The sequence below is a fragment of the Streptococcus cristatus genome (assembly GCF_001588905.1).
In the GTDB taxonomy this organism is placed as follows: domain Bacteria; phylum Bacillota; class Bacilli; order Lactobacillales; family Streptococcaceae; genus Streptococcus; species Streptococcus cristatus_N.
Genome location: NZ_LAWH01000023.1, coordinates 1 through 19721, shown reverse-complemented (window position 1 = coordinate 19721; position 19721 = coordinate 1). Strand labels below are relative to the sequence as shown.

At 41.5% G+C, this 19721-nt stretch carries 33 protein-coding genes and 1 pseudogene; 1 reads left to right on the top strand and 33 read right to left on the bottom strand.

The genetic code is table 11. The annotated features are described in order from the left end of the window. Positions 1-308: 308 nt before the first annotated feature. The 33 genes and pseudogenes from A0765_RS04940 to tgt form a co-directional block, all read right to left on the bottom strand. Entirely contained in the window at positions 309-1580 is a 1272-nt protein-coding gene (locus A0765_RS04940) for a gamma-glutamylcysteine synthetase (RefSeq protein ID WP_048766337.1), read from the bottom strand. 213 nt (positions 1581-1793) lie between these two features. Next, positions 1794-2180, bottom strand: a complete 387-nt coding sequence (rplQ, locus tag A0765_RS04935) for a 50S ribosomal protein L17 (protein WP_005591286.1) — start codon at positions 2178-2180, stop codon at positions 1794-1796. A gap of 11 nt (positions 2181-2191) precedes the next feature. Next, complete coding sequence (locus A0765_RS04930; RefSeq protein ID WP_005591287.1) at positions 2192-3130, bottom strand: DNA-directed RNA polymerase subunit alpha; 939 nt, start codon at positions 3128-3130, stop codon at positions 2192-2194. Positions 3131-3175: 45 nt separating this feature from the next. Continuing rightward, positions 3176-3559: a 30S ribosomal protein S11 gene (gene rpsK, locus A0765_RS04925; RefSeq protein ID WP_001118385.1), complete on the bottom strand. Its 384-nt coding sequence runs from the start codon at positions 3557-3559 to the stop codon at positions 3176-3178. Positions 3560-3576: 17 nt separating this feature from the next. Beyond that, positions 3577-3942 (bottom strand): 30S ribosomal protein S13, encoded by a 366-nt coding sequence (gene rpsM / locus A0765_RS04920; RefSeq protein ID WP_005591288.1) that lies wholly within the window; start codon positions 3940-3942, stop codon positions 3577-3579. A 17-nt stretch (positions 3943-3959) separates the two neighbouring features. Further along, positions 3960-4076: a 50S ribosomal protein L36 gene (gene rpmJ / locus A0765_RS09950; protein ID WP_001808836.1), complete on the bottom strand. Its 117-nt coding sequence runs from the start codon at positions 4074-4076 to the stop codon at positions 3960-3962. Positions 4077-4100: 24 nt separating this feature from the next. Continuing rightward, positions 4101-4319, bottom strand: a complete 219-nt coding sequence (infA, locus tag A0765_RS04915; protein WP_001029883.1) for a translation initiation factor IF-1 — start codon at positions 4317-4319, stop codon at positions 4101-4103. A 116-nt stretch (positions 4320-4435) separates the two neighbouring features. Next, positions 4436-5074, bottom strand: a complete 639-nt coding sequence (locus A0765_RS04910; protein WP_062004996.1) for an adenylate kinase — start codon at positions 5072-5074, stop codon at positions 4436-4438. Positions 5075-5169: 95 nt separating this feature from the next. Continuing rightward, positions 5170-6480, bottom strand: a complete 1311-nt coding sequence (secY, locus tag A0765_RS04905) for a preprotein translocase subunit SecY (RefSeq protein WP_005591290.1) — start codon at positions 6478-6480, stop codon at positions 5170-5172. Between the two features lie 12 nt (positions 6481-6492). Further along, positions 6493-6933 (bottom strand): 50S ribosomal protein L15, encoded by a 441-nt coding sequence (gene rplO / locus A0765_RS04900; protein WP_045498220.1) that lies wholly within the window; start codon positions 6931-6933, stop codon positions 6493-6495. 151 nt (positions 6934-7084) lie between these two features. Beyond that, positions 7085-7267, bottom strand: coding sequence for a 50S ribosomal protein L30 (gene rpmD, locus A0765_RS04895; protein WP_002894509.1), 183 nt, complete (start codon positions 7265-7267; stop codon positions 7085-7087). 13 nt (positions 7268-7280) lie between these two features. Further along, the gene (gene rpsE, locus A0765_RS04890) at positions 7281-7775 is read right to left on the bottom strand and encodes a 30S ribosomal protein S5 (protein ID WP_005591292.1); all 495 of its coding nucleotides are present in this window, start codon (positions 7773-7775) and stop codon (positions 7281-7283) included. A gap of 18 nt (positions 7776-7793) precedes the next feature. After that, entirely contained in the window at positions 7794-8150 is a 357-nt protein-coding gene (rplR, locus tag A0765_RS04885) for a 50S ribosomal protein L18 (RefSeq protein WP_009659213.1), read from the bottom strand. A gap of 85 nt (positions 8151-8235) precedes the next feature. Beyond that, positions 8236-8772 (bottom strand): 50S ribosomal protein L6, encoded by a 537-nt coding sequence (rplF, locus tag A0765_RS04880; RefSeq protein WP_005591293.1) that lies wholly within the window; start codon positions 8770-8772, stop codon positions 8236-8238. A gap of 62 nt (positions 8773-8834) precedes the next feature. Then, the gene (locus A0765_RS04875) at positions 8835-9014 is read right to left on the bottom strand and encodes a hypothetical protein (RefSeq protein WP_000648250.1); all 180 of its coding nucleotides are present in this window, start codon (positions 9012-9014) and stop codon (positions 8835-8837) included. A gap of 166 nt (positions 9015-9180) precedes the next feature. Beyond that, complete coding sequence (gene rpsH / locus A0765_RS04870; protein WP_002899666.1) at positions 9181-9579, bottom strand: 30S ribosomal protein S8; 399 nt, start codon at positions 9577-9579, stop codon at positions 9181-9183. Positions 9580-9759: 180 nt separating this feature from the next. Then, complete coding sequence (locus A0765_RS09945) at positions 9760-9945, bottom strand: type Z 30S ribosomal protein S14 (protein ID WP_001085697.1); 186 nt, start codon at positions 9943-9945, stop codon at positions 9760-9762. 17 nt (positions 9946-9962) lie between these two features. Next, the gene (gene rplE / locus A0765_RS04865; protein WP_005591294.1) at positions 9963-10505 is read right to left on the bottom strand and encodes a 50S ribosomal protein L5; all 543 of its coding nucleotides are present in this window, start codon (positions 10503-10505) and stop codon (positions 9963-9965) included. A 23-nt stretch (positions 10506-10528) separates the two neighbouring features. Continuing rightward, positions 10529-10834, bottom strand: a complete 306-nt coding sequence (gene rplX, locus A0765_RS04860) for a 50S ribosomal protein L24 (RefSeq protein WP_005591295.1) — start codon at positions 10832-10834, stop codon at positions 10529-10531. A 78-nt stretch (positions 10835-10912) separates the two neighbouring features. Beyond that, positions 10913-11281, bottom strand: coding sequence for a 50S ribosomal protein L14 (gene rplN / locus A0765_RS04855; protein ID WP_002894494.1), 369 nt, complete (start codon positions 11279-11281; stop codon positions 10913-10915). Positions 11282-11306: 25 nt separating this feature from the next. Beyond that, positions 11307-11567 (bottom strand): 30S ribosomal protein S17, encoded by a 261-nt coding sequence (gene rpsQ / locus A0765_RS04850; RefSeq protein ID WP_002885836.1) that lies wholly within the window; start codon positions 11565-11567, stop codon positions 11307-11309. 27 nt (positions 11568-11594) lie between these two features. Then, the gene (gene rpmC, locus A0765_RS04845; RefSeq protein WP_005591297.1) at positions 11595-11801 is read right to left on the bottom strand and encodes a 50S ribosomal protein L29; all 207 of its coding nucleotides are present in this window, start codon (positions 11799-11801) and stop codon (positions 11595-11597) included. A gap of 9 nt (positions 11802-11810) precedes the next feature. Continuing rightward, on the bottom strand, positions 11811-12224 hold the full coding sequence (gene rplP, locus A0765_RS04840) for a 50S ribosomal protein L16 (protein ID WP_005591298.1): 414 nt from the start codon (positions 12222-12224) through the stop codon (positions 11811-11813). A 3-nt stretch (positions 12225-12227) separates the two neighbouring features. Further along, a complete protein-coding gene (rpsC, locus tag A0765_RS04835) occupies positions 12228-12881 on the bottom strand; it encodes a 30S ribosomal protein S3 (protein ID WP_005591299.1) in 654 nt (217 codons plus the stop codon). Positions 12882-12893: 12 nt separating this feature from the next. Next, positions 12894-13238 (bottom strand): 50S ribosomal protein L22, encoded by a 345-nt coding sequence (gene rplV, locus A0765_RS04830; RefSeq protein WP_005591300.1) that lies wholly within the window; start codon positions 13236-13238, stop codon positions 12894-12896. Positions 13239-13249: 11 nt separating this feature from the next. After that, complete coding sequence (gene rpsS / locus A0765_RS04825) at positions 13250-13531, bottom strand: 30S ribosomal protein S19 (RefSeq protein ID WP_000533766.1); 282 nt, start codon at positions 13529-13531, stop codon at positions 13250-13252. An 87-nt stretch (positions 13532-13618) separates the two neighbouring features. Then, on the bottom strand, positions 13619-14452 hold the full coding sequence (gene rplB / locus A0765_RS04820) for a 50S ribosomal protein L2 (protein ID WP_002894482.1): 834 nt from the start codon (positions 14450-14452) through the stop codon (positions 13619-13621). A 17-nt stretch (positions 14453-14469) separates the two neighbouring features. Beyond that, a complete protein-coding gene (locus A0765_RS04815) occupies positions 14470-14769 on the bottom strand; it encodes a 50S ribosomal protein L23 (RefSeq protein ID WP_005591301.1) in 300 nt (99 codons plus the stop codon). Beyond that, the gene (gene rplD, locus A0765_RS04810; protein WP_062004994.1) at positions 14769-15392 is read right to left on the bottom strand and encodes a 50S ribosomal protein L4; all 624 of its coding nucleotides are present in this window, start codon (positions 15390-15392) and stop codon (positions 14769-14771) included. Before rplD ends, A0765_RS04815 begins: the two co-directional genes overlap by 1 nt. A gap of 24 nt (positions 15393-15416) precedes the next feature. Next, positions 15417-16043, bottom strand: a complete 627-nt coding sequence (gene rplC, locus A0765_RS04805) for a 50S ribosomal protein L3 (protein ID WP_045498245.1) — start codon at positions 16041-16043, stop codon at positions 15417-15419. 81 nt (positions 16044-16124) lie between these two features. Then, positions 16125-16433 (bottom strand): 30S ribosomal protein S10, encoded by a 309-nt coding sequence (gene rpsJ / locus A0765_RS04800; RefSeq protein ID WP_005591304.1) that lies wholly within the window; start codon positions 16431-16433, stop codon positions 16125-16127. A 376-nt stretch (positions 16434-16809) separates the two neighbouring features. Further along, positions 16810-17448, bottom strand: a pseudogene (locus A0765_RS04795) (uridine kinase family protein). A gap of 25 nt (positions 17449-17473) precedes the next feature. Beyond that, a complete protein-coding gene (gene tgt / locus A0765_RS04790; RefSeq protein WP_062004992.1) occupies positions 17474-18616 on the bottom strand; it encodes a tRNA guanosine(34) transglycosylase Tgt in 1143 nt (380 codons plus the stop codon). Between the two features lie 147 nt (positions 18617-18763). Here tgt and A0765_RS04785 point away from each other — a divergent pair, with 147 nt between their 5' ends. Further along, on the top strand, positions 18764-19597 hold the full coding sequence (locus A0765_RS04785; RefSeq protein ID WP_062004990.1) for a DUF975 family protein: 834 nt from the start codon (positions 18764-18766) through the stop codon (positions 19595-19597). The last annotated feature ends 124 nt before the right edge of the window (positions 19598-19721 follow it).

Below are 19721 nucleotides of genomic sequence, written 5' to 3'. Positions count from 1 at the left end.
GCGACAACTATATCAGTATATCACCTATCTATTCCCTTGTCAACACTTTTTTGAAATTTTTTTATCTTTTTTTCATCTTTATTTCCTAACACCATCAATATCACTGATAACTCAATAACTAAAAGGGAAAGGTAACCTCTTCCTACCTCTCCCTTATTCTCTATATCACCGTGATGCTAAAGTCTATTAAGTATTCCCAATACAATTAAATTCATTCAAACATACTCAAACTAATATAATACACAATCCAATCAATCACATAAAGAAATTTACTTCAGCTTTCTATTAGAGGTTAAAAAGAAATTACTTTATCTCTCATTCATAAGTGGAAACAAGTAGCACTCTTCCCCTTCTTTTCGTTTCTCCAAACCTTTAACAGCCAATTGAAGGAGATCTGATGCAAATGATTGAATAGAGTCTTGCTCTGTCTGTGTTAACTCGATCTGCGAATACTTTCTGCGCAGCCTTTTATAGTTACGCCCCTCTAATTTGAAGAAATCACAATCTTTAAGATAAGCGATCACTTCCTCAAGATTAGCCAACAATCCCAAATGAAAAGCTGCTGGTGCAAAGGTCCTATCGAAAGGCTGAGCACAAGTGCTCCTAAATTCTATCGTTCCCCGCGTTGTCAAATCTTGGTACTGGTAGCTTCTGTGATTACAAAAATCATCTGCTTGGGGGATTACTAGACTTTCCTTGCCACTTAAATTGTATCCCTTGATTTGCTCCTGCTTTAGATACTCTCCAGCTACGATAGGAGGAAAATAATAGGTGTCACCCTCTCGCTCAACATTGAAAATGGCTGTATGATTTAAATAATTGAAAAAATCTTCCTCATCTTTGAAATCATGGGGATTAACACCGACATTTTCTACTAACAAGCCATGCATGGACTCTTCCCAGAAGCGGTCTCTCGAGATTCTAGTGTTAAAATCTTCTGTAAGTAATTCTGAATTGGCAAAAAGATAAGCTTTGGCAGCCTCGATTTGATTAAAGGTGTTAATTACCTGTATGAAATTTGCCCGTGAAACATCTAACTGTACCTGGCTCCCACAGATATAGCTACCATAATCAGGATGGCGATGGAAGAAATCTCCTCCAATTTTCTCACTCAAAGCTAGATATTGCATTAACATTTGATAGCGGGGATATTTAACAGGACCATTATCATTCTCCTTCCAGAATGGATGTAAACCATGTCCCTGAAGCTCATGATGACTTTCGCGCAAAATCTTTTGAATGGTGTCTAGGTAATGATTAAAGCGTCTTTCGACTTCTTGAATCGTTTTCGCTTTTTCAAATGCAAATTCCAAAATATTATAAGACACTTCAAAAAGTATCCGATCTTCGCTATCTGAAGCTTTTAACTGGATAGGATTGCCCTCTGAATCCCTTCTTTCTACGATAAAGCCATAGTCTGAATTCAGCCTTACTAACAGCTCCTTTGTTACACGAGTATCTGTCGCTCCTCCCTGAAGATTCACAATTGGAAATTCTAACTCAATCCCAATGTATAAGTCTGGATTCTCTTTTATATTGGCTAAATAACGTTCTTTCAAAATAGCAATCGAATCTTGCATTTCTTCTCCTTCCCTCAACAAAGTTTTTCTTTTCCCATTCAAAAACGCCTGCTTACGAAATTGTTTTTCACTAAAAGCAATTTCGTAAACAAGCGTCTACCCTTTCATCATGATGATGAGTGTTCCCGCTAGGAAAAATCCTAGCGGTAGACCAGAGCTAGACTAAGAGTATAAGAACTCCATCATCATAACACTCAACAAAATTGATAAAAATTATACTAATTCAATAATTGCCATTGGCGCAGCATCCCCACGGCGTGGTTCAGTCTTAAGAATACGAGTGTATCCACCATTGCGCTCAGCATAGCGAGGTGCCAATTCAGAGAATAATTTTTGAAGAGCTGTAGTTGTAGTGTATTTGTTAGTCTCTTCATTGTAGTTTTCTGATGCAATTTCGTTACGTACAAAAGCTGCTGCTTGACGACGAGCATGCAAGTCACCACGTTTACCAAGAGTAATCATTTTTTCAACTGTTTTACGGATTTCTTTAGCACGAGCTTCAGTTGTTACGATTGATTCATTGATAATCAAGTCAGTAGTCAAATCACGAAGCATTGCTTTACGTTGTGAGCTAGTGCGTCCTAGTTTACGGTAAGCCATGTATTCCTCCTTTATTTATCATTTCTTAACCCAAGACCAAGGTCAGCAAGTTTAACTTTAACTTCTTCAAGACTCTTGCGGCCCAAGTTACGAACTTTCATCATTTCAGGCTCAGATTTTTCTGTCAAATCAAAGACAGTATTAATTCCTGCGCGTTTCAGACAGTTGTATGAACGAACTGATAGATCCAATTCTTCAATTGTACGTTCCAAAATGCGATCATCTGAAGATTTCTCTGCTTCCTTCATCACATCAGTTGAAATAGCAACTTCTGTTAAATCTGTAAAGAGGTTCAGATGCTCTGTCAGGATACGAGCTGATAGTCCCAAAGCGTCTTCGGGAATAATCGTTCCATTCGTTAAAATTTCAAGGGTAAGTTTATCAAAACCATCGTTGCTACCAACACGAGCTGGTTCAACCTGGTAATTTACTTTTGTCACAGGCGTATAGATAGAATCTACCGCAAGTGTGCCTACTGGTGCATCATCTTTTTTATTTTCGTCAGCTGGCACATATCCACGACCGCTATTCACAGCCATTTTCGCTTTAAAGCGAGCACCTTCACTGATTGTAAAGAGATAATGATCAGGGTTTACAATTTCGATATCACTGTCTGTCAAAATGTCTCCAGCAGTTACTTCTGCAGGACCTTCAACATCCAATTCAATCATCTTTTCGTCTTGGACGTAAGATTTTACAGCAATCCCCTTGATGTTCAGAATGATCTGCATAACATCTTCACGGACCCCAGAAATCGTATCAAATTCGTGCAATACTCCTTCAATGTTGATAGAAGTCACTGCTGCACCTGGAAGTGAGGCGAGAAGTACACGACGAAGCGAATTCCCAAGTGTTGTACCGTAACCGCGTTCTAGCGGCTCAACTACAAACTTGCCATAATTTTTATTTTCATCAATTTTTGTTATATTTGGTTTTTCAAACTCAATCATTTAGTTAACTCCCTCTTAAACGAAAAGCAGTGTAATTGTTTATGATTATACACGGCGACGTTTTGGAGGACGAGCACCATTGTGTGGCACAGGAGTCACATCACGAATAGCAGTTACTTCCAGACCAGCTGCAGCAAGTGCACGAATAGCTGACTCACGACCAGAACCTGGACCTTTAACTGTAACTTCAACTGATTTAAGACCGTGTTCTTGTGCAGACTTAGCAGCCGCTTCAGATGCCATTTGGGCAGCAAATGGTGTAGATTTACGAGAACCTTTGAAACCAAGAGCACCAGCAGATGACCAAGCAATCGCATTACCATGCACATCAGTAATCATAACAATAGTGTTATTAAATGTAGCGTGAATATGTGCAATACCAGATTCGATATTTTTCTTCACACGACGTTTACGTGTTGGTTTAGCCAAGACTTTTACCTCCTATATTATTTTTTCTTACCTGCAATCGCAACGGCTTTACCTTTACGAGTACGAGCATTGTTTTTAGTGTTTTGTCCACGGACAGGAAGTCCACGACGATGACGGATACCACGGTATGAACCGATTTCCATCAAACGTTTGATGTTAAGGTTTACTTCACGACGAAGGTCACCTTCAACCTTGATTGCATCCACTTCGCGACGGATAGCGTCTTCTTGATCTGATGTCAAATCTTTGACACGGATATCTTCTGAGATTCCAGCAGCAGCCAAAATTTTCTTAGAAGTTGGAAGTCCGATACCATACACGTAAGTAAGTGAAACGACTACACGTTTGTCATTTGGAATGTCAACTCCAGCAATACGAGCCATGTTTTCTCCTTTCTATCTTATCCTTGACGTTGTTTGTGTTTTGGATTTGCTGGGCAAATTACCATAACACGGCCATTACGACGAATAACTTTACAGTATTCGCAAATTGGTTTGACCGATGGTCTTACTTTCATTTCTTATCCCTCCAAGTTTTTCGATTATTTAAAGCGGTAAGTGATCCGTCCACGTGTCAAATCATAAGGACTCATCTCGACAGTAACACGATCTCCCGCTAAAATACGAATATAGTTTTTACGAATTTTACCAGAAACTGTTGCTAAAATCTGATGTCCATTTTCAAGTTCAACCGTAAACATTGCGTTCGGCATCGTATCAACTACTTTGCCTTCGACTTCAATCACATCGTCTTTTGCCACGCAAAAGCACCTCCCTAAATTTCGATAGATTCCTCTGAGCACAGAGGTAACAATTATAAGTCAGACTAACTCATTGTATCACTACTTGTCAAATATTGCAAGCGGGAAAAACGCTTTTATTTTAAATTTGACAAGACTTTTTCGATATCTGAGAAAACTGCCTCAATCTCTTGATTGCCCTGAATGTCGTGAACGAGTCCTTGAGCACGGTAATGATCAATAATTGGTTGGCCTTGAGCGATATTAACATCCAAACGACGTTTTACTGTTTCAGGTTTGTCGTCTTCACGTTGATAGTAATCTTCTTCTTTGTAATCCACTGGTGGGTTGAAAACTTTGTGGAAGGTTTCCCCTGTTTCACGGTGGATAATCCGTCCACTCAAACGTTCTAACAAACTATCTGGATTTACTTCGATATTGATAACTGCGTCAAGTTGGATGCCTAGATCCGCAAGGATTTTATCCAAAGCATGGGCTTGATCAATTGTCCGTGGATAACCGTCCAACAAGAAACCAGTTTCTTTAATATCATCTTGTGCTAAGCGCTCTTTCACGATTCCGTTCGTCACTTCATCTGGCACCAACTCGCCTTTAGAAATGTAGGATTTCGCTAAAACACCCATTTCTGTTTCATTGGCCATAGCAGCACGGAACATATCCCCAGTTGAAATATGTGCCACGTGGAATTGTTCCACAATTTTGGCTGCTTGTGTTCCCTTGCCTGCACCTGGCAAGCCCATAATCAAAAGATTCATGTTTTGTCTCCTTTTTTGTTTTTAAAGCAATCTATTAAAACACTTAATAAACTTTTTTAAAAACAAAATAGAAGGTTGACTAAGTCAACCTATTTCTATTCTGTTGTAGTATCCATAAATCCGACATACTTACGCTTCAGAAGGTAACCTTCCAACTGCTTCATTCCTTCAATACCTGTCGAAATGATGATAAGAAGACTGGTTCCTCCAAGAGCGACTGCATCGGTCAGACCAAAAAGATCTTTGGCTAGGATCGGAATGATTGTGATAATCCCTAGGAATAGTGAGCCAACTGTCGCCAAACGGCGAAGCAATTTAGACATATATTCTTCCGTTCCCTTACCTGGACGAACACCTGGGATGTAGGCTCCACTCTTTTGCAAATTCTCTGCTGTCTTTTCAGGATTAATTTGTACAAATGTATAAAAGAAAGTAAAGAGAATAATCAAGAGAGCATAGGTAAACATACCACTGATGGTTGTAGTCGCCAGAAGCGCCTGCGCCGTCCGAACCCATGATGCGTTATAGCCCATAGCACTTACAAATTGGAAGATGGCTGCTGGAGCAGCTGTAATCGAACTTGCAAAGATAACTGGGATAACACCAGCAGGATTCACTTTTAACGGTAGGTAGGAACTTGAAGGTGCACCTTGAGCAATCTTCGTATATTGAATTGGAATTTTGTACTCAGCTTGTTGCACAAAGGTTGTGAAATAGATAATCACCAAAACTGCAACAATTAAAATCCCAACGAAAATCAAAGACGAATTGAGTCGATCGCTCGGGATATTAACAAAGTAATCTTCATAGATTCCTTTGATCATACCAGGAATACCAGATACAATCCCTGCAAAGATAATCATGGATACACCATTACCATAACCCTTATCTGTGATTTGCTCTCCTAACCAGGTCACAATAACTGAACCTGTCGTGAGGAGGGCACCAATCAAAAGATAGGTTTGCCAATTTGGATTCGCTACTAGTTTAGTTCTTGATAAAGTCGCAAATCCAGCTGTAATCCCGATAGATTGGACAAAGGCCAATACCAGGGAAATATAGCGAGTTGCTTGATTAAGCTTTCTCCGTCCTACTTCCCCTTGCTTGCCCCACTCTACAAATTTTGGAAGCAAATCCATTTGCAAGAGCTGAACCACGATTGAAGCCGTGATATAGGGACTAACTCCAAGGGCAAAAACAGAGAAGTTACGCATGGCATTCCCAGAAACCAAACTAAGCATGTTTAAGAAAGGTAAATCGCTTAAACTGTTCAATGCTTTCGCATTAATTCCTGGAACGGTTATAGTTGTACCAATACGGAAAACTAAGATGATGAACAGTGTGAACAAAATCTTAGACCGTACTTGTTTTATTTTAAGTGCGTCTTTTAATAGCTTGAAAAACATAGGTCACCTCTCTTAGATGACTTCGACTGAACCACCTTTAGCAGTGATAGCTTCTTCAGCTGATTTAGAGAATTTAGCTGCTTTAACAGTCAACTTCTTAGTCAATTCTCCGTTACCAAGAATCTTAACACCAGATTTTTCAGCTTTTACAATACCTGCTTCGATGAGAACAACTGGAGTTACTTCTGCACCATCTTCAAAGACATTTAATTGGTCAAGATTAACAATCGCGTATTCTTTACGGTTTACATTCAAGAAACCACGTTTTGGTACACGACGGAACAATGGAGTTTGTCCACCTTCAAAACCAAGACGAACACCGCCACCGCTACGTGCTTTTTGACCTTTTTGACCGCGACCAGAAGTTTTACCGTTACCTGATGAAGTACCGCGACCAACACGGTTGCGAACTTTACGTGAACCTGCAGCAGGTTGTAATTCATGAAGTTTCATTATTTTTTCTCCTCTTTTGTAAAATGCTAGCGCTCGTACCAGAGAAAAGGTGTCTCTGATACAAACTCGCCTATACATATATTTAGTTTTAGGGGCTGAGAAAATTCTCAAATCCCCTAATGTATCTTAATAAAAGTTTTTCAGCTAAGGCTTACTTAACTTCTTCAACAGTTACCAAGTGAGATACAGCAGTGATCATACCGCGTACCGCTGGATTGTCTTCTTTGATAACTGAGCTGTTCAATTTGCCAAGTCCAAGTGCTACAACAGTTTTACGTTGTGACGGGATGCGTCCGATTGGAGACTTAGTCAAAGTAATTTTAATTTGAGCCATGAGTTCCCCTTTCTTAAGCCAAGTCAGAAACTGAAATACCACGAAGGGCAGCAACTTCTTCAGCGCGTTTCAATTGTTTCAAGCCTTCAACAGTTGCGCGAACGATGTTGATTGGAGTGTTTGAACCAAGTGATTTAGATGTAACATCTGCCACACCTGCCAATTCGATGACGGCACGAACAGCACCACCAGCAGCAACTCCAGAACCTTCAACAGCTGGCTTAAGCAATACTTTCGCTCCACCAAATTCTGAAAGAACTTCGTGAGGAATAGTTGTACCAACCATTGGAACTTCGATCAAGTTTTTCTTCGCATCTTCAACTGCTTTACGGATAGCTTCTGGTACTTCTTGAGCTTTACCAGTACCGAAACCAACACGACCGTTGCGGTCACCAACTACTACAAGAGCTGCAAAACGAAGACGACGTCCACCTTTAACAACTTTAGTAACACGGTTGACTGCAACTAAGCGTTCTTCAAGTTCAACTGCATTGTCTTTAAATGCCATTTTCTAGTGTCCTCCCTATTAGAATTTCAATCCGTTTTCACGAGCTGCATCAGCCAAAGCTTTTACACGTCCGTGATAGAGATATCCACCGCGGTCAAACACCACTTCAGAAATACCTTTAGCAACTGCACGTTCTGCAACGAGTTTACCTACAACAACGGCTTGTTCAGTTTTAGTTCCTTTTGAAACTTCTTTGTCAAGAGTTGAAGCGCTTGCGAGCGTTACACCCGCTACGTCATCAATCACTTGAGCGTAGATGCCTGTATTAGAACGGAATACGTTCAAACGTGGGCGATCAGCAGTTCCAGAGAGTTTTCCGCGAACGCGACGGTGGCGTTTTTGGCGGATTTTATTTTTATCTGGTTTCGTAATCACAATTTTCACCTCTTATTATTATTGACGTGCCTTAGCACAAAATCGGAAGATAAATTGGCTGGCTGAAAAGATCAGCCAATCAATATTATTTACCAGTTTTACCTTCTTTGCGGCGAACGAATTCACCAACGTAACGGATACCTTTACCTTTATATGGTTCTGGTGCACGAAGGCTACGTACATAAGCAGCTGTTTGTCCAACTGCTTCTTTTGAAATTCCGCTAACAACGATTGTTGTTGGGTTTGGAAGTTCAAAAGTAATTCCTTCTGGAGCTTCAACTTCGTCTGGGTGAGATTTACCAACAGCCAAGACAAGTTTTGAGCCTTGAAGTTGTGCACGGTAACCAACCCCACGCATTTCAAGTTCTTTCTTGAATCCTTCTGATACTCCAACAACCATGTTGTTCAAAAGGGCACGAGTAGTTCCGTGGATTGTTTTCATTTCTTTTGAATCGTTTGGACGGTGAAGAGTTACTTCAGTTCCTTCCACACGGATTTCAATATCTTTTGAGAACTCACGAGTCAGTTCTCCTTTAGGTCCTTTTACAGTTACAACGTTGTCATTGTTAGTGATTTCAACACCAGCAGGCAACACGATAACTTTATTACCAATACGTGACATGTTTATTTTCTCCTGTTAAATTGTCAGACCATGACGGCCAGTTTTCACGGGGGGCATTCGGATTAGAGCAAACCTAGTTTCTTTCGAAAAGCTTTGACAAACTCCTGATATTCTGTCAATACATCAATAGCCGCAGGACTATAACCAATTTCACATAAAAGAGATACAAGGTCATCTTTTGACAATTCAGCCAAAGCGTCTTCTGCAACAATAAGTTTTTCATTCAATTCAGTAGCTTTCATCTTTTTCTCCTAAACTAATTTACTCTCTATTTAGCTGATCAGTAAATCAGCTAAATTGAACACGAGCTATGGTCTGTGTGAAAAAGACAAATCTTCCTAGAGTGTTAACACTCTTTGTCAGATTTCCTATTTTCACATTGCCCATGACGCTCTTTGTATCTTGATTTTACCAAACGTAAGCGATAACTTCTCCACCAACGTTCTTTTGGCGTGCTTCTTTATCAGTCAGCAAACCTTCAGATGTTGAAAGAATAGCAATTCCAAGTCCGTTCAAGACTTTTGGAAGGTCTTCGCGTTTCTTGTAAACACGTAGACCTGGTTTTGAAACACGTTTCAAACCAGTGATAACTTTTTCACCATTTTGTCCGTATTTAAGGAAGACACGGATGATGCCTTGTTTGTCATCTTCGATGATTTCAACGTTTTTTACAAAACCTTCACGCTTCAGGATTTCAGCAATCCCTTTTTTGATGTTTGATGCAGGTACTTCAAGTACTTCGTGGTTCGCTTGATTAGCGTTACGGATACGAGTCAAAAAGTCTGCAATTGGGTCAGTCATAACCATTTTATATTTCTCCTCTTACTAGTAGTTTGCAAGCTGCACTTGCTAGTTAATGATTGAGCTAGGCTCAGAATAAGTTTCTAGGCTTCAAGTCCTTAGTGAGTCTAGGCATCGGCTTGTAGGCATAACTTAAGTTATGCAAAAGCCGATAACGAAGAATCGTGACGGAATTGGAAGCTAGAATTACCAAGATGCTTTGGTAACGCCAGGGATTTGTCCTTTGTATGCTAATTCACGGAAGCAAACACGGCAAAGTTTAAACTTGCGGTAAACTGAATGTGGACGGCCACATTTTTCACAACGAGTATAAGCTTGCGTAGAGAACTTCGCTGGGCGTTTGTTCTTAGCAATCATTGATTTTTTAGCCATTTGTTTTACCTCCTATATTATTTTGCAAAAGGCATTCCAAGGCCTGTAAGCAATGCACGTGACTCTTCGTCAGTGTTAGCAGTTGTTACGATAACGATATCAAGACCGCGAGTCTTATCAACGTCATCAAAGTTGATTTCTGGGAAGATCAGTTGTTCTTTCACACCAAGTGTGTAGTTTCCGCGTCCATCAAATGATTTTGTTGGAACACCATGGAAGTCACGCACACGTGGAAGTGATACAGTAACCAATTTATCCAAGAACTCATACATACGTTCGCCACGAAGGGTTACTTTAGCACCGATCGCTACACCTTCACGAAGACGGAAGCCGGCGATTGATTTTTTAGCTTTAGTGATAAGTGGTTTTTGACCTGAGATAAGAGCCAATTCTTCAGCAGCTTTTTCAAGGTTTTTAGCGTTTGATACAGCATCACCGACACCCATGTTCAAAACGATTTTATCCACTTTTGGCACAGCCATAACAGATGAGTAGTTGAACTTTTCAGTCAAAGCAGGTACTACTTCATTAAGATATTTTTCTTTTAAACGATTTGCCATTATACTTCTCCTTTCCTTCGTGATTAGTCAAGCACTTCGCCTGATTTTTTGTTGTAACGAACTTTTTTGCCGTCTACAAACTTGTAACCAACGCGTCCTGCAACACCATTCTTGTCAAGAACTTGAACGTTTGACGCATGGATTGGTGCTTCTTTTTCTACGATAGCACCTTGAGGGTTTTCGCTATTTGGTTTTTGGTGCTTCTTAACAAGGTTAACACCTTCAACAACAACTTTGTTTACTTTTGGAAGAGCTGCAACAACAAGTGCTTCAACACCCTTGTCCTTACCAGCAATTACGCGAACTTTGTCGCCTTTTTTTACAAACATTATTAGGTTTCTCCTTTAATTTCTTACGCCCATGAGGGCACCCTGGAAAACTTCCAGGGGACTTGTTTGAATTTTAGATTAAAGTACTTCTGGAGCCAATGATACGATCTTCATGAAGCCGCCGTCACGCAATTCGCGAGCAACTGGGCCGAAGATACGAGTTCCGCGAGGAGTTTTGTCTTCACGGATGATGACTGCAGCGTTTTCGTCGAATTTGATGTATGAACCATCTTTACGACGAGCACCTGATTTAGTACGAACGATAACCGCTTTTACAACGTCACCTTTTTTAACCGCACCACCAGGAGTAGCTTGTTTTACAGATGCAACGATGACATCACCGATGTTGGCGAACTTACGTCCTGAACCACCAAGAACTTTGATTGTCAGGATTTCGCGAGCACCGCTGTTGTCAGCAACTTTCAAACGAGTTTCTGTTTGAATCATTTAAGTTTTCTCCTTTCTGGTTTGATTAGATGATAACCGCTTCTTCAACAACTTCTACAAGACGGAAGCGTTTTGTAGCTGAAAGCGGACGAGTTTCCATGATACGAACGATATCGCCTTCTTTGGCAACATTGTTTTCATCATGTGCTTTGTACTTCTTAGAGTAGTTAATACGCTTACCATAGACTGGGTGGTTACGTTTTGTTTCAACTACAACTGTGATTGTCTTATCCATCTTGTCAGAAACGACGCGTCCGACGAGGGTTTTACGTTGATTACGTTCCATTTTAGAATTTCTCCTTTCCCAAGTCTATTATTTAACTTCTGATTGAACAGTTTTGATACGTGCGATTTGTTTTTTCACTTCTTTCAAACGCGCTGTCTGCTCCAATTGACCAGTAGCGGCTTGGAAACGAAGGTCAAACAATTCTTTCTTCAATTCATTTTCACGCTTCGCGAGTTCTTCTTGAGAAAGACCACGAAGTTCTTTAACAAAATCTTGAATTTCTTTAAGTTTCATGCTTTCTCCTTATTCTGCTTCACGCTTTACGAATTTACATTTAACTGGCAATTTGTGGCTTGCAAGACGAAGAGCTTCACGAGCGATTTCTTCTGATACGCCAGCGATTTCAAACATCACTTTACCACGTTTAACTGGTGCTACCCAACCTTCTGGAGCCCCTTTACCAGATCCCATCCGTACACCGATTGCTTTTGCAGTGTATGATTTGTGTGGGAAGATTTTGATCCAAACTTTACCACCACGTTTCATGTAACGAGTCATAGCGATACGGGCAGCTTCAATTTGACGGTTAGTGATCCAGTGGCTAGTAGTTGCTTGAAGACCATATTCTCCAAAAGTTACTTCTTTACCACCTTTAGCTTCACCACGCATTTTTCCGCGGAATTCGCGACGGTGTTTAACACGTTTAGGTACTAACATTGGTTATTTACCTCCTTTAGTGTTTTTACGAGCTGGAAGAACTTCACCACGGTAGATCCATACTTTAACACCAAGTTTACCGTAAGTAGTATCAGCTTCTTCCCAAGCGTAATCGATATCCGCACGAAGGGTGTGAAGTGGAACAGTTCCTTCAGAGTATCCTTCGCTACGAGCGATATCTGCACCGTTCAAACGACCTGATACTTGAGTTTTGATTCCTTTAGCTCCTGCACGCATTGCACGTTGGATTGCTTGTTTTTGAGCACGACGGAAAGCAACACGTTGCTCCAATTGACGAGCAATTCCTTCACCAACAAGGTGAGCATCCAAATCTGGAGATTTGATCTCGATGATGTTGATGTGTACTTGTTTTCCAGTTAATTTGTTGAGTTTTGCACGAAGTGCATCAACGTTTGCTCCACCTTTACCGATAACCATACCTGGTTTAGCAGTGTGAAGTGAAACGTTAACTTTGTTTACTGCGCGTTCGATTTCAATAGTTGAAACAGCTGCGTCAGCCAATTCTTTTTGAACGAATTTACGGATTGCAAGATCTTCATGAAGGTAATCCGCGTATTCTTTTTCAGCATACCATTTGGCATCCCAATCACGGATGATGCCGACACGCATACCAATTGGATGTACTTTTTGACCCACGATGTTACCTCCTTATTTTTCTGCAACTACCACAGTGATGTGGCTTGTGCGTTTGTTGATTGGTGAAGCTGAACCTTTAGCGCGTGGACGGAAACGTTTCATAGTTGGTCCTTCGTTTGCGAAAGCTTCAGATACTACCAAGTTAGCTTTTTCCAAACCAAAGTTGTTTTCAGCATTAGCGATTGCAGAGATCAATACTTTTTCGATAATGCCAGCAGCTTTGTTTGGAGTGAATTTCAAGATTGCGATTGCGTCAGCGACGTTTTTACCACGGATATTGTCAAGAACTAGACGAGTTTTACGAGGTGAAACACGCACTGTACGAGCCATTGCTTTAGCTGAAGTAATTTCTGCCATTTATGTTCTCCTTATTTTCTACGTGTTTTCTTGTCGTCTGCAGCGTGACCTTTGTAAGTACGAGTTGGTGCAAATTCACCAAGTTTGTGACCTACCATGTCTTCTTGGATGTAAACAGGCACGTGTTTACGTCCGTCATAGACTGCGATTGTGTAACCGATGAAACTTGGGAAGATCGTTGAACGACGTGACCAAGTTTTGATAACTTTTTTCTTTTCGTCGTTAGCTTGAGCTTCAACTTTTTTCATCAAATGCTCATCGACGAAAGGTCCTTTTTTAAGACTGCGTCCCATTTTTATGTTTTCTCCTTTAAAATAAGTTACCACAGCGGCCTGCGCTGCTAGGCAGCGCTACCGAGCTGGCGGATAGATTGTTTTAGATTATTTCTCGTTGCGACGACGAACGATAAGTTTGTCAGATTTCGCTTTCTTGTTACGAGTTTTAAGACCAAGAGCAGGTTTGCCCCATGGAGTAGATGGCGCTTTACGACCAACTGGTGCTTTACCTTCACCACCACCGTGTGGGTGATCGTTAGGGTTCATTACAGAACCGCGAACTGTTGGACGGATACCTTTCCAACGGCTACGACCTGCTTTACCAAGGTTAACCAAGCCATGTTGTTCGTTTCCGACAACACCAACTGTAGCACGGCAAGTACCAAGGATCATACGAACTTCGCCTGATTGAAGACGAACAAGAGTATATTTACCTTCTTGACCCAATACTTGAGCAGAAGCTCCAGCAGCACGGACCAATTCACCACCGCGACCTGGTTTCAACTCAATGTTGTGAACCAAAGTACCAACTGGGATGTTAGCAAGTGGAAGTGCGTTACCGACTTTGATATCTGCTTCAGGACCTGAAACGATGCGTTGGCCTACTTCAAGACCTTTAGGAGCGATGATGTATGCCTTCACACCGTCAGTATAGTGAACCAAAGCGATGTTTGCTGAACGGTTTGGATCGTACTCGATAGTTTTAACTACTGCTTCAACAGCATCTTTGTTACGTTTGAAGTCAATCAAACGGTAGTGACGTTTGTGGCCGCCACCTTGGTGACGAACAGTGATGCGTCCGTTGTTGTTACGACCAGCTTTGCTCTTAAGAGAAACGAGCAAAGATTTTTCTGGAGTGCTAGTAGTGATTTCAGCGAAATCCAAAGAAGTCATATTACGGCGACCGTTTGTTGTTGGTTTATAAACACGAATTCCCACGATATTTCCTCCTTAGATTATTCTGCTTCAGCAGCTCCGAACAACTCGATTGCTTTTGAATCTGCTGTCAGAGTGATGATAGCTTTTTTAGTTTTGTTAGTAAAACCAGTGTAACGTCCAACGCGTTTTGCTTTAGGTTTTACGTTGATAGTGTTGACATTAGCAACTTTAACTCCTTCAAAAGCAGCTTCAACAGCTTGCTTGATCAAAAGTTTGTGAGCGCGAGTGTCTACTTCAAATACGTATTTGCCTGCTTCAAGCTGAGCCATTGAGCTTTCAGTGATGACAGGCTTTTTGATAACGTCATACAAATTCATTATGCAAGAACCTCCTCAATTTTAGAGATAGCTGCTTGAGTAACAAGAAGTTTGTCGCTGTTTGCGATGTCAAGAACACTTGCTGTTGTTGCTGTTGCAACTTTAACATTTGGAAGGTTACGTGCTGAAAGTGCAGCAAATTCATTTCCTTCTTCAAGAATAACAAGTACTTTTGTGTCAATGCTCAATGCTGCAAGCACTTTTGCAAACTCAGCAGTTTTTGGAGCTGTAAATGAAAGGCTGTCTACAGCTACGAATTTGTTTTCAGCAACTTTTTCAGAGTAAACTGATTTCAATGCCAATCTACGAACTTTTTGTGGAAGTTTGTAGGCATATGAACGAGTAGTTGGACCGAAGACGATACCACCACCACGCCATTGTGGAGAGCGGATAGAACCTTGACGAGCACGTCCAGTTCCTTTTTGACGCCATGGTTTGCGTCCGCCGCCTGATACTGCAGAACGGTTTTTAACAGCGTGAGTTCCTTGACGGAGGCTAGCGCGTTGGCTGATGATCACGTCGAAGACAACTGATTCATTTGGTTCGATACCAAAGATTGCGTCGTTAAGAACTACTTCACCAGCTTCTTTACCAGTTTGGTCAAATAATTTTACGTTTGCCATTGTGACTGATTTCCCCTTTCTTTATTATTTACCAGCTTTAACTGCTGATTTGATAGTGATAAGAGATTTCTTAGCACCAGGTACGTTTCCTTTGATCAAGATAACGTTTTTCTCTGGAACAACTTGTACGATTTCAAGATTTTGAATCGTTACACGGTTGCCACCCATACGTCCAGCCAAGTGTTTGTTTTTGAAAACACGGTTTGGCGCAACTGGTCCCATTGAACCAGGACGACGGTGGTAACGTGAACCGTGAGCCATTGGACCACGAGATTGGCCGTGGCGTTTGATTACACCTTGGAAACCTTTACCTTTTGAAGTTCCTGTTACATCAACAACATCACCAGCTTCGAAAGTGTCAACTGTGATTTCCGCACCAACTTCCAAGCCTTCAATGTTTTTGAATTCACGAATGAAGCGCTTAGGAGCCGTGTTAGCTTTCGCTACATGTCCTTTAGCAGGTTTGTTGCTCAATACATCACGAAGGTCATCAAAACCAACTTGAACTGCGTTGTAACCGTCTGTTTCAACTGTTTTCACTTGAAGAACAACGTTTGGAGTTGCTTCAACAACAGTTACAGGGATTAATTCGCCAGCTTCAGTGAAGATTTGAGTCATTCCCACTTTTTTCCCTAAGATTCCTTTTGTCATGAGAAAATGTTTCCTTTTCTATAATTTTTTTCAAAAAGTTTTTAACGAGCGTTTTTCATGCTCAAGATACCAAGCTTTAGATTAAAGTTTGATTTCTACGTTCACACCACTTGGAAGGTCCAACTTCATCAAAGCGTCAACTGTTTTTTGAGTTGGGTTGATGATGTCGATCAAGCGTTTGTGAGTACGCATTTCAAATTGTTCGCGAGAATCTTTGTATTTGTGAGTCGCACGAATGATTGTGTAGAGGCTACGTTCAGTTGGAAGTGGGATTGGTCCCGCAACTTCAGCACCTGTACGTGCAGCAGTTTCTACGATTTTTGCAGCCGCTGTGTCAAGTGTACGATGTTCGTAAGCTTTCAAACGGATGCGGATTTTTTTGTTTGCCATCTTTTTCTCCTTTTTTCGTCTATTTAAGATAATAGGCTAGCTCCACAAGAAAACCGACAGGCGATTGCGTGGCAATGCAACCGAGCGTGTCGCAACCTCTTGCATCAAAGCTACACGCTGTTTTTTACAGCACCATAGTATCTTAACACAAAGAACCAAGCATTGCAAGGGATTTGAGTGAGTTTTTTAAAGATTTTTAGGATAATTTTTTATGAAAGTGTTTTCTAAGTGACTTATAAGTCTTGTAATCATTTATATAGAAGAAAACTTAGATTATTCTACCTATTCGTTTGAGTTTTTGCTCAAAAAATAAAAATGCTCACTGACGCACATCAGTGAGATTAAAAATGAAAGATTTGCCTTTGACTACTTTATTTTATAACAACGGGCTGTCCTTTTCAATGCGAAAGCTATTGCCAGTCTGGCAGATGACAAGGTCGGCAGCCGCTAGATAGGGTTGATAAAAGTTCCTATATTGCTCTCGCCGAGCTAGGTGGGGCTGCTCTATCCAATCTGGTCTGCGTTCTCGCATAGCTACATCCCGCGACAAGCGGCGTTCTAACTCAGTTTGATCATCCGTGTAAAAGCAAATCGATAAATCAAACAAGCTTTTAGGCAAAAAAGCTGACTACATGCCTTCTACTATTAAAATTGGTTTTTGAGCTGACAAACGCAAACTTGGTGACCAAGCTTTTCCAATGGTCAGAATATCCAGACCAGACTGCAAAGCACAAATATCGCGCTCCAGACTACTCAGTTCATGAACGGCTGGGATACAAGCCGTTACTTTTTGATGAGGAAAATCCTTAGAACTAAGCAAATCGCGATACTCTCCAGTAATTACATAAGGATCTGTTTCCAGCAGATTGGCTCGGTCCTCACCCAAGGCTAGCTGGAGTTTTCGAGCAAAAGTTGACTTACCCGAAGCTCCGTGACCAAAAATCCTCAGAGTGTGCTTTTGACCATCCGACAGGTAGTCTACCAAGCTTTCCAACAATTTTCCTTCATCAGACATACTTCTTCCCTTCTAATGAGGACTCTTAGAAATTCCTCTTGGATCGATTATAGCCGTAGCGTTCCATAAAATCTTCACGGAATTCTAACAAGTTATCATCCATAATGGCTTGACGAACCTTCTTCATGAGATTTACCAAGAAGTAGAGGTTGTGATAGCTGGTCAAGCGAAGGCCAAAGGTTTCATCAGCCTTGAGCAAGTGACGGATATAAGCCCTCGTGTAATTGGTACAAGTGTAGCAATCACAGTCGTGATCCAGCGGCGTGAAATCTTCCTCAAACTGGGCATTTTTGACAACCAGACGTCCCTCGCTAGTCATACAGGTACCATTTCGGGCAATCCGAGTCGGCAGGACGCAGTCAAACATATCGACCCCGCGGATAACACCATCAATCAAGCTATCTGGCGCTCCCACTCCCATGAGATAGCGAGGCTTGTTTTCAGGCAACAAGGGCGTTGTGAAATCCAGTACCTCATTCATCTCTTCGTGAGACTCACCAACAGCCAATCCTCCGATAGAGTAGCCAGGAAAATCCATGCTGACCAAATCTTGAGCAGACTGGCGGCGCAAATCTTCAAAGCCAGCTCCCTGAACAATCCCAAAGAGACCTTGATCGTGTGGCCGAGTGTGAGCCTTGAGTCCACGCTCTGCCCAACGACTAGTCCGCTCGATAGACTTCTTGACATAGTCATAAGGCTGGTAGAACTGCGGGCATTCATCAAAGGACATCATGATGTCGCTACCTAGGTTGTTCTGGATGGAGATAGCCTTTTCTGGCGAAAGGAACATCTTAGAACCATTGAGGTGGTTCTTGAAAGTTACTCCTTCTTCTGTAATATTGCGGCTATCAGCTAGAGAATAGACCTGAAAACCACCACTATCGGTCAGAATAGGTTGGTCCCAGTTCATGAACTTGTGCAGGCCACCTGCACGGGCAATCAGCTCATCTCCCGGCCGCAACCAGAGGTGGTAGGTATTGGCCAAGATGATACCCGAACCCATTTGCTTGAGCTCTTCTGGTGACTGGGTCTTGACCGTAGCCTGAGTGCCGACCGGCATAAACATAGGCGTTGGAAAGGTGCCATGCGGGGTGATGATTTCTCCTAGACGAGCACCTGTGTGCTTTTCTTTTTTGATCAAACGATACTGAATCGGTGAATCTGACATGTTTCCTCCTGCTGGGAAAGACAGTCCCAGCTATTTTCTTCTATAAAATAAGCGCCAAGCGCTCATAAGATACCGTATGATTTTACCAAAAAAAGTCTTGTCTGTCACGATATGTGGTATAATAAAAATCATGAAATGGAGGTCTGTATGAATTTAAGCGAAATCCGTGCACAAGCGCGAGCTATCCGAAATCAAACCAACGGCATTTTCTCTCTCTTTGCCATTCCAACTCTGGTAACCATTTTATCTACCTATTTGTCACCCAACCGTCATCTGGAGGAGATTGTTCCCCAGTTGGAGATCAATCAGGCCTTTGTTTTGATTTTTGGTCGTCAAATTTTCCCACAAATTGTGGAATTTATCATCGCTCTGCTCTTTTTATCTGCTAGCTTCAGCATGATAGAAGTCGTCCGAAAAAAACGTGATACGGTTGGCTTTACAGATATTGGCCGAATCTTTTCTGCCGAGCTTTTTTCGCCGATTTTTATCACACAACTGACCAAAAGCATTCTCCTCTTGCTGTGGAATTCTATCAGCCTTGTCGGTTCATTTTTCCTTATTTTCAGCAGTTACAAGGTGCTAGCTATTTATGGAAAAATATCCGATTTGTCCCAATTGACAGCTGCTAGTCCTGAGGTAGAGCAAATCGTCAGCTATGCGCCCATGATGTTTCTTGGCACTCTCATTGTCTTGGCTGGTACGGCAGTCTTCCTGATGGCCAACTATGCTTACTCTCAGACCGACTTCATCCTTTATGATCAGCTAAGCACTGGCACCTACCAAGGTCCTTGGCAAGTTCTTGTGCAAAGTAGACGCATGATGAAAGGCTATAAGTGGAAACGTTTCTTGCTGGATCTGAGCTTTATCGGCTGGTATATCCTGATTGGTATCACACTGGGAATCGCTGGTGTCATAGCTTATCCTTACATCACAACAGCTCGGGTGCTCTTTTATGAAAATTTAAAATCACTAGGTAAGTAAAATGAGAGTGGGACAGAAATCGATAATCGTTAGAATTCGATTTCGTCGTCCCACCTCCGCACAGTTGAGTAGGGCTGTAAAAGCTGATGAAATCAGCGTAGTAGAGCCCACTCAACCACTGCGT

Excerpts from the sequence above, each read along its gene's own strand:
- A0765_RS04940 (WP_048766337.1), bottom strand. The coding sequence starts at position 1,580 with ATGCAAGATTCGATTGCTATTTTGAAAGAACGTTATTTAGCCAATATA.
- rplQ (WP_005591286.1), bottom strand. The coding sequence starts at position 2,180 with ATGGCTTACCGTAAACTAGGACGCACTAGCTCACAACGTAAAGCAATG.
- A0765_RS04930 (WP_005591287.1), bottom strand. The coding sequence starts at position 3,130 with ATGATTGAGTTTGAAAAACCAAATATAACAAAAATTGATGAAAATAAA.
- rpsM (WP_005591288.1), bottom strand. The coding sequence starts at position 3,942 with ATGGCTCGTATTGCTGGAGTTGACATTCCAAATGACAAACGTGTAGTC.
- rpmJ (WP_001808836.1), bottom strand. The coding sequence starts at position 4,076 with ATGAAAGTAAGACCATCGGTCAAACCAATTTGCGAATACTGTAAAGTT.
- A0765_RS04910 (WP_062004996.1), bottom strand. The coding sequence starts at position 5,074 with ATGAATCTTTTGATTATGGGCTTGCCAGGTGCAGGCAAGGGAACACAA.
- secY (WP_005591290.1), bottom strand. The coding sequence starts at position 6,480 with ATGTTTTTCAAGCTATTAAAAGACGCACTTAAAATAAAACAAGTACGG.
- rplO (WP_045498220.1), bottom strand. The coding sequence starts at position 6,933 with ATGAAACTTCATGAATTACAACCTGCTGCAGGTTCACGTAAAGTTCGC.
- rpmD (WP_002894509.1), bottom strand. The coding sequence starts at position 7,267 with ATGGCTCAAATTAAAATTACTTTGACTAAGTCTCCAATCGGACGCATC.
- rpsE (WP_005591292.1), bottom strand. The coding sequence starts at position 7,775 with ATGGCATTTAAAGACAATGCAGTTGAACTTGAAGAACGCTTAGTTGCA.
- rplF (WP_005591293.1), bottom strand. The coding sequence starts at position 8,772 with ATGTCACGTATTGGTAATAAAGTTATCGTGTTGCCTGCTGGTGTTGAA.
- A0765_RS04875 (WP_000648250.1), bottom strand. The coding sequence starts at position 9,014 with ATGAAAGCTACTGAATTGAATGAAAAACTTATTGTTGCAGAAGACGCT.
- rpsH (WP_002899666.1), bottom strand. The coding sequence starts at position 9,579 with ATGGTTATGACTGACCCAATTGCAGACTTTTTGACTCGTATCCGTAAC.
- A0765_RS09945 (WP_001085697.1), bottom strand. The coding sequence starts at position 9,945 with ATGGCTAAAAAATCAATGATTGCTAAGAACAAACGCCCAGCGAAGTTC.
- rplE (WP_005591294.1), bottom strand. The coding sequence starts at position 10,505 with ATGGCAAATCGTTTAAAAGAAAAATATCTTAATGAAGTAGTACCTGCT.
- rplX (WP_005591295.1), bottom strand. The coding sequence starts at position 10,834 with ATGTTTGTAAAAAAAGGCGACAAAGTTCGCGTAATTGCTGGTAAGGAC.
- rplN (WP_002894494.1), bottom strand. The coding sequence starts at position 11,281 with ATGATTCAAACAGAAACTCGTTTGAAAGTTGCTGACAACAGCGGTGCT.
- rpsQ (WP_002885836.1), bottom strand. The coding sequence starts at position 11,567 with ATGGAACGTAATCAACGTAAAACCCTCGTCGGACGCGTCGTTTCTGAC.
- rpmC (WP_005591297.1), bottom strand. The coding sequence starts at position 11,801 with ATGAAACTTAAAGAAATTCAAGATTTTGTTAAAGAACTTCGTGGTCTT.
- rplP (WP_005591298.1), bottom strand. The coding sequence starts at position 12,224 with ATGTTAGTACCTAAACGTGTTAAACACCGTCGCGAATTCCGCGGAAAA.
- rplV (WP_005591300.1), bottom strand. The coding sequence starts at position 13,238 with ATGGCAGAAATTACTTCAGCTAAAGCAATGGCTCGTACAGTGCGTGTT.
- rpsS (WP_000533766.1), bottom strand. The coding sequence starts at position 13,531 with ATGGGACGCAGTCTTAAAAAAGGACCTTTCGTCGATGAGCATTTGATG.
- A0765_RS04815 (WP_005591301.1), bottom strand. The coding sequence starts at position 14,769 with ATGAATTTGTATGACGTTATCAAAAAGCCTGTCATCACTGAAAGCTCA.
- rplD (WP_062004994.1), bottom strand. The coding sequence starts at position 15,392 with ATGGCAAACGTAAAATTATTTGACCAAACTGGTAAAGAAGCTGGTGAA.
- rplC (WP_045498245.1), bottom strand. The coding sequence starts at position 16,043 with ATGACAAAAGGAATCTTAGGGAAAAAAGTGGGAATGACTCAAATCTTC.
- rpsJ (WP_005591304.1), bottom strand. The coding sequence starts at position 16,433 with ATGGCAAACAAAAAAATCCGCATCCGTTTGAAAGCTTACGAACATCGT.
- tgt (WP_062004992.1), bottom strand. The coding sequence starts at position 18,616 with ATGTCAGATTCACCGATTCAGTATCGTTTGATCAAAAAAGAAAAGCAC.
- A0765_RS04785 (WP_062004990.1), top strand. The coding sequence starts at position 18,764 with ATGAATTTAAGCGAAATCCGTGCACAAGCGCGAGCTATCCGAAATCAA.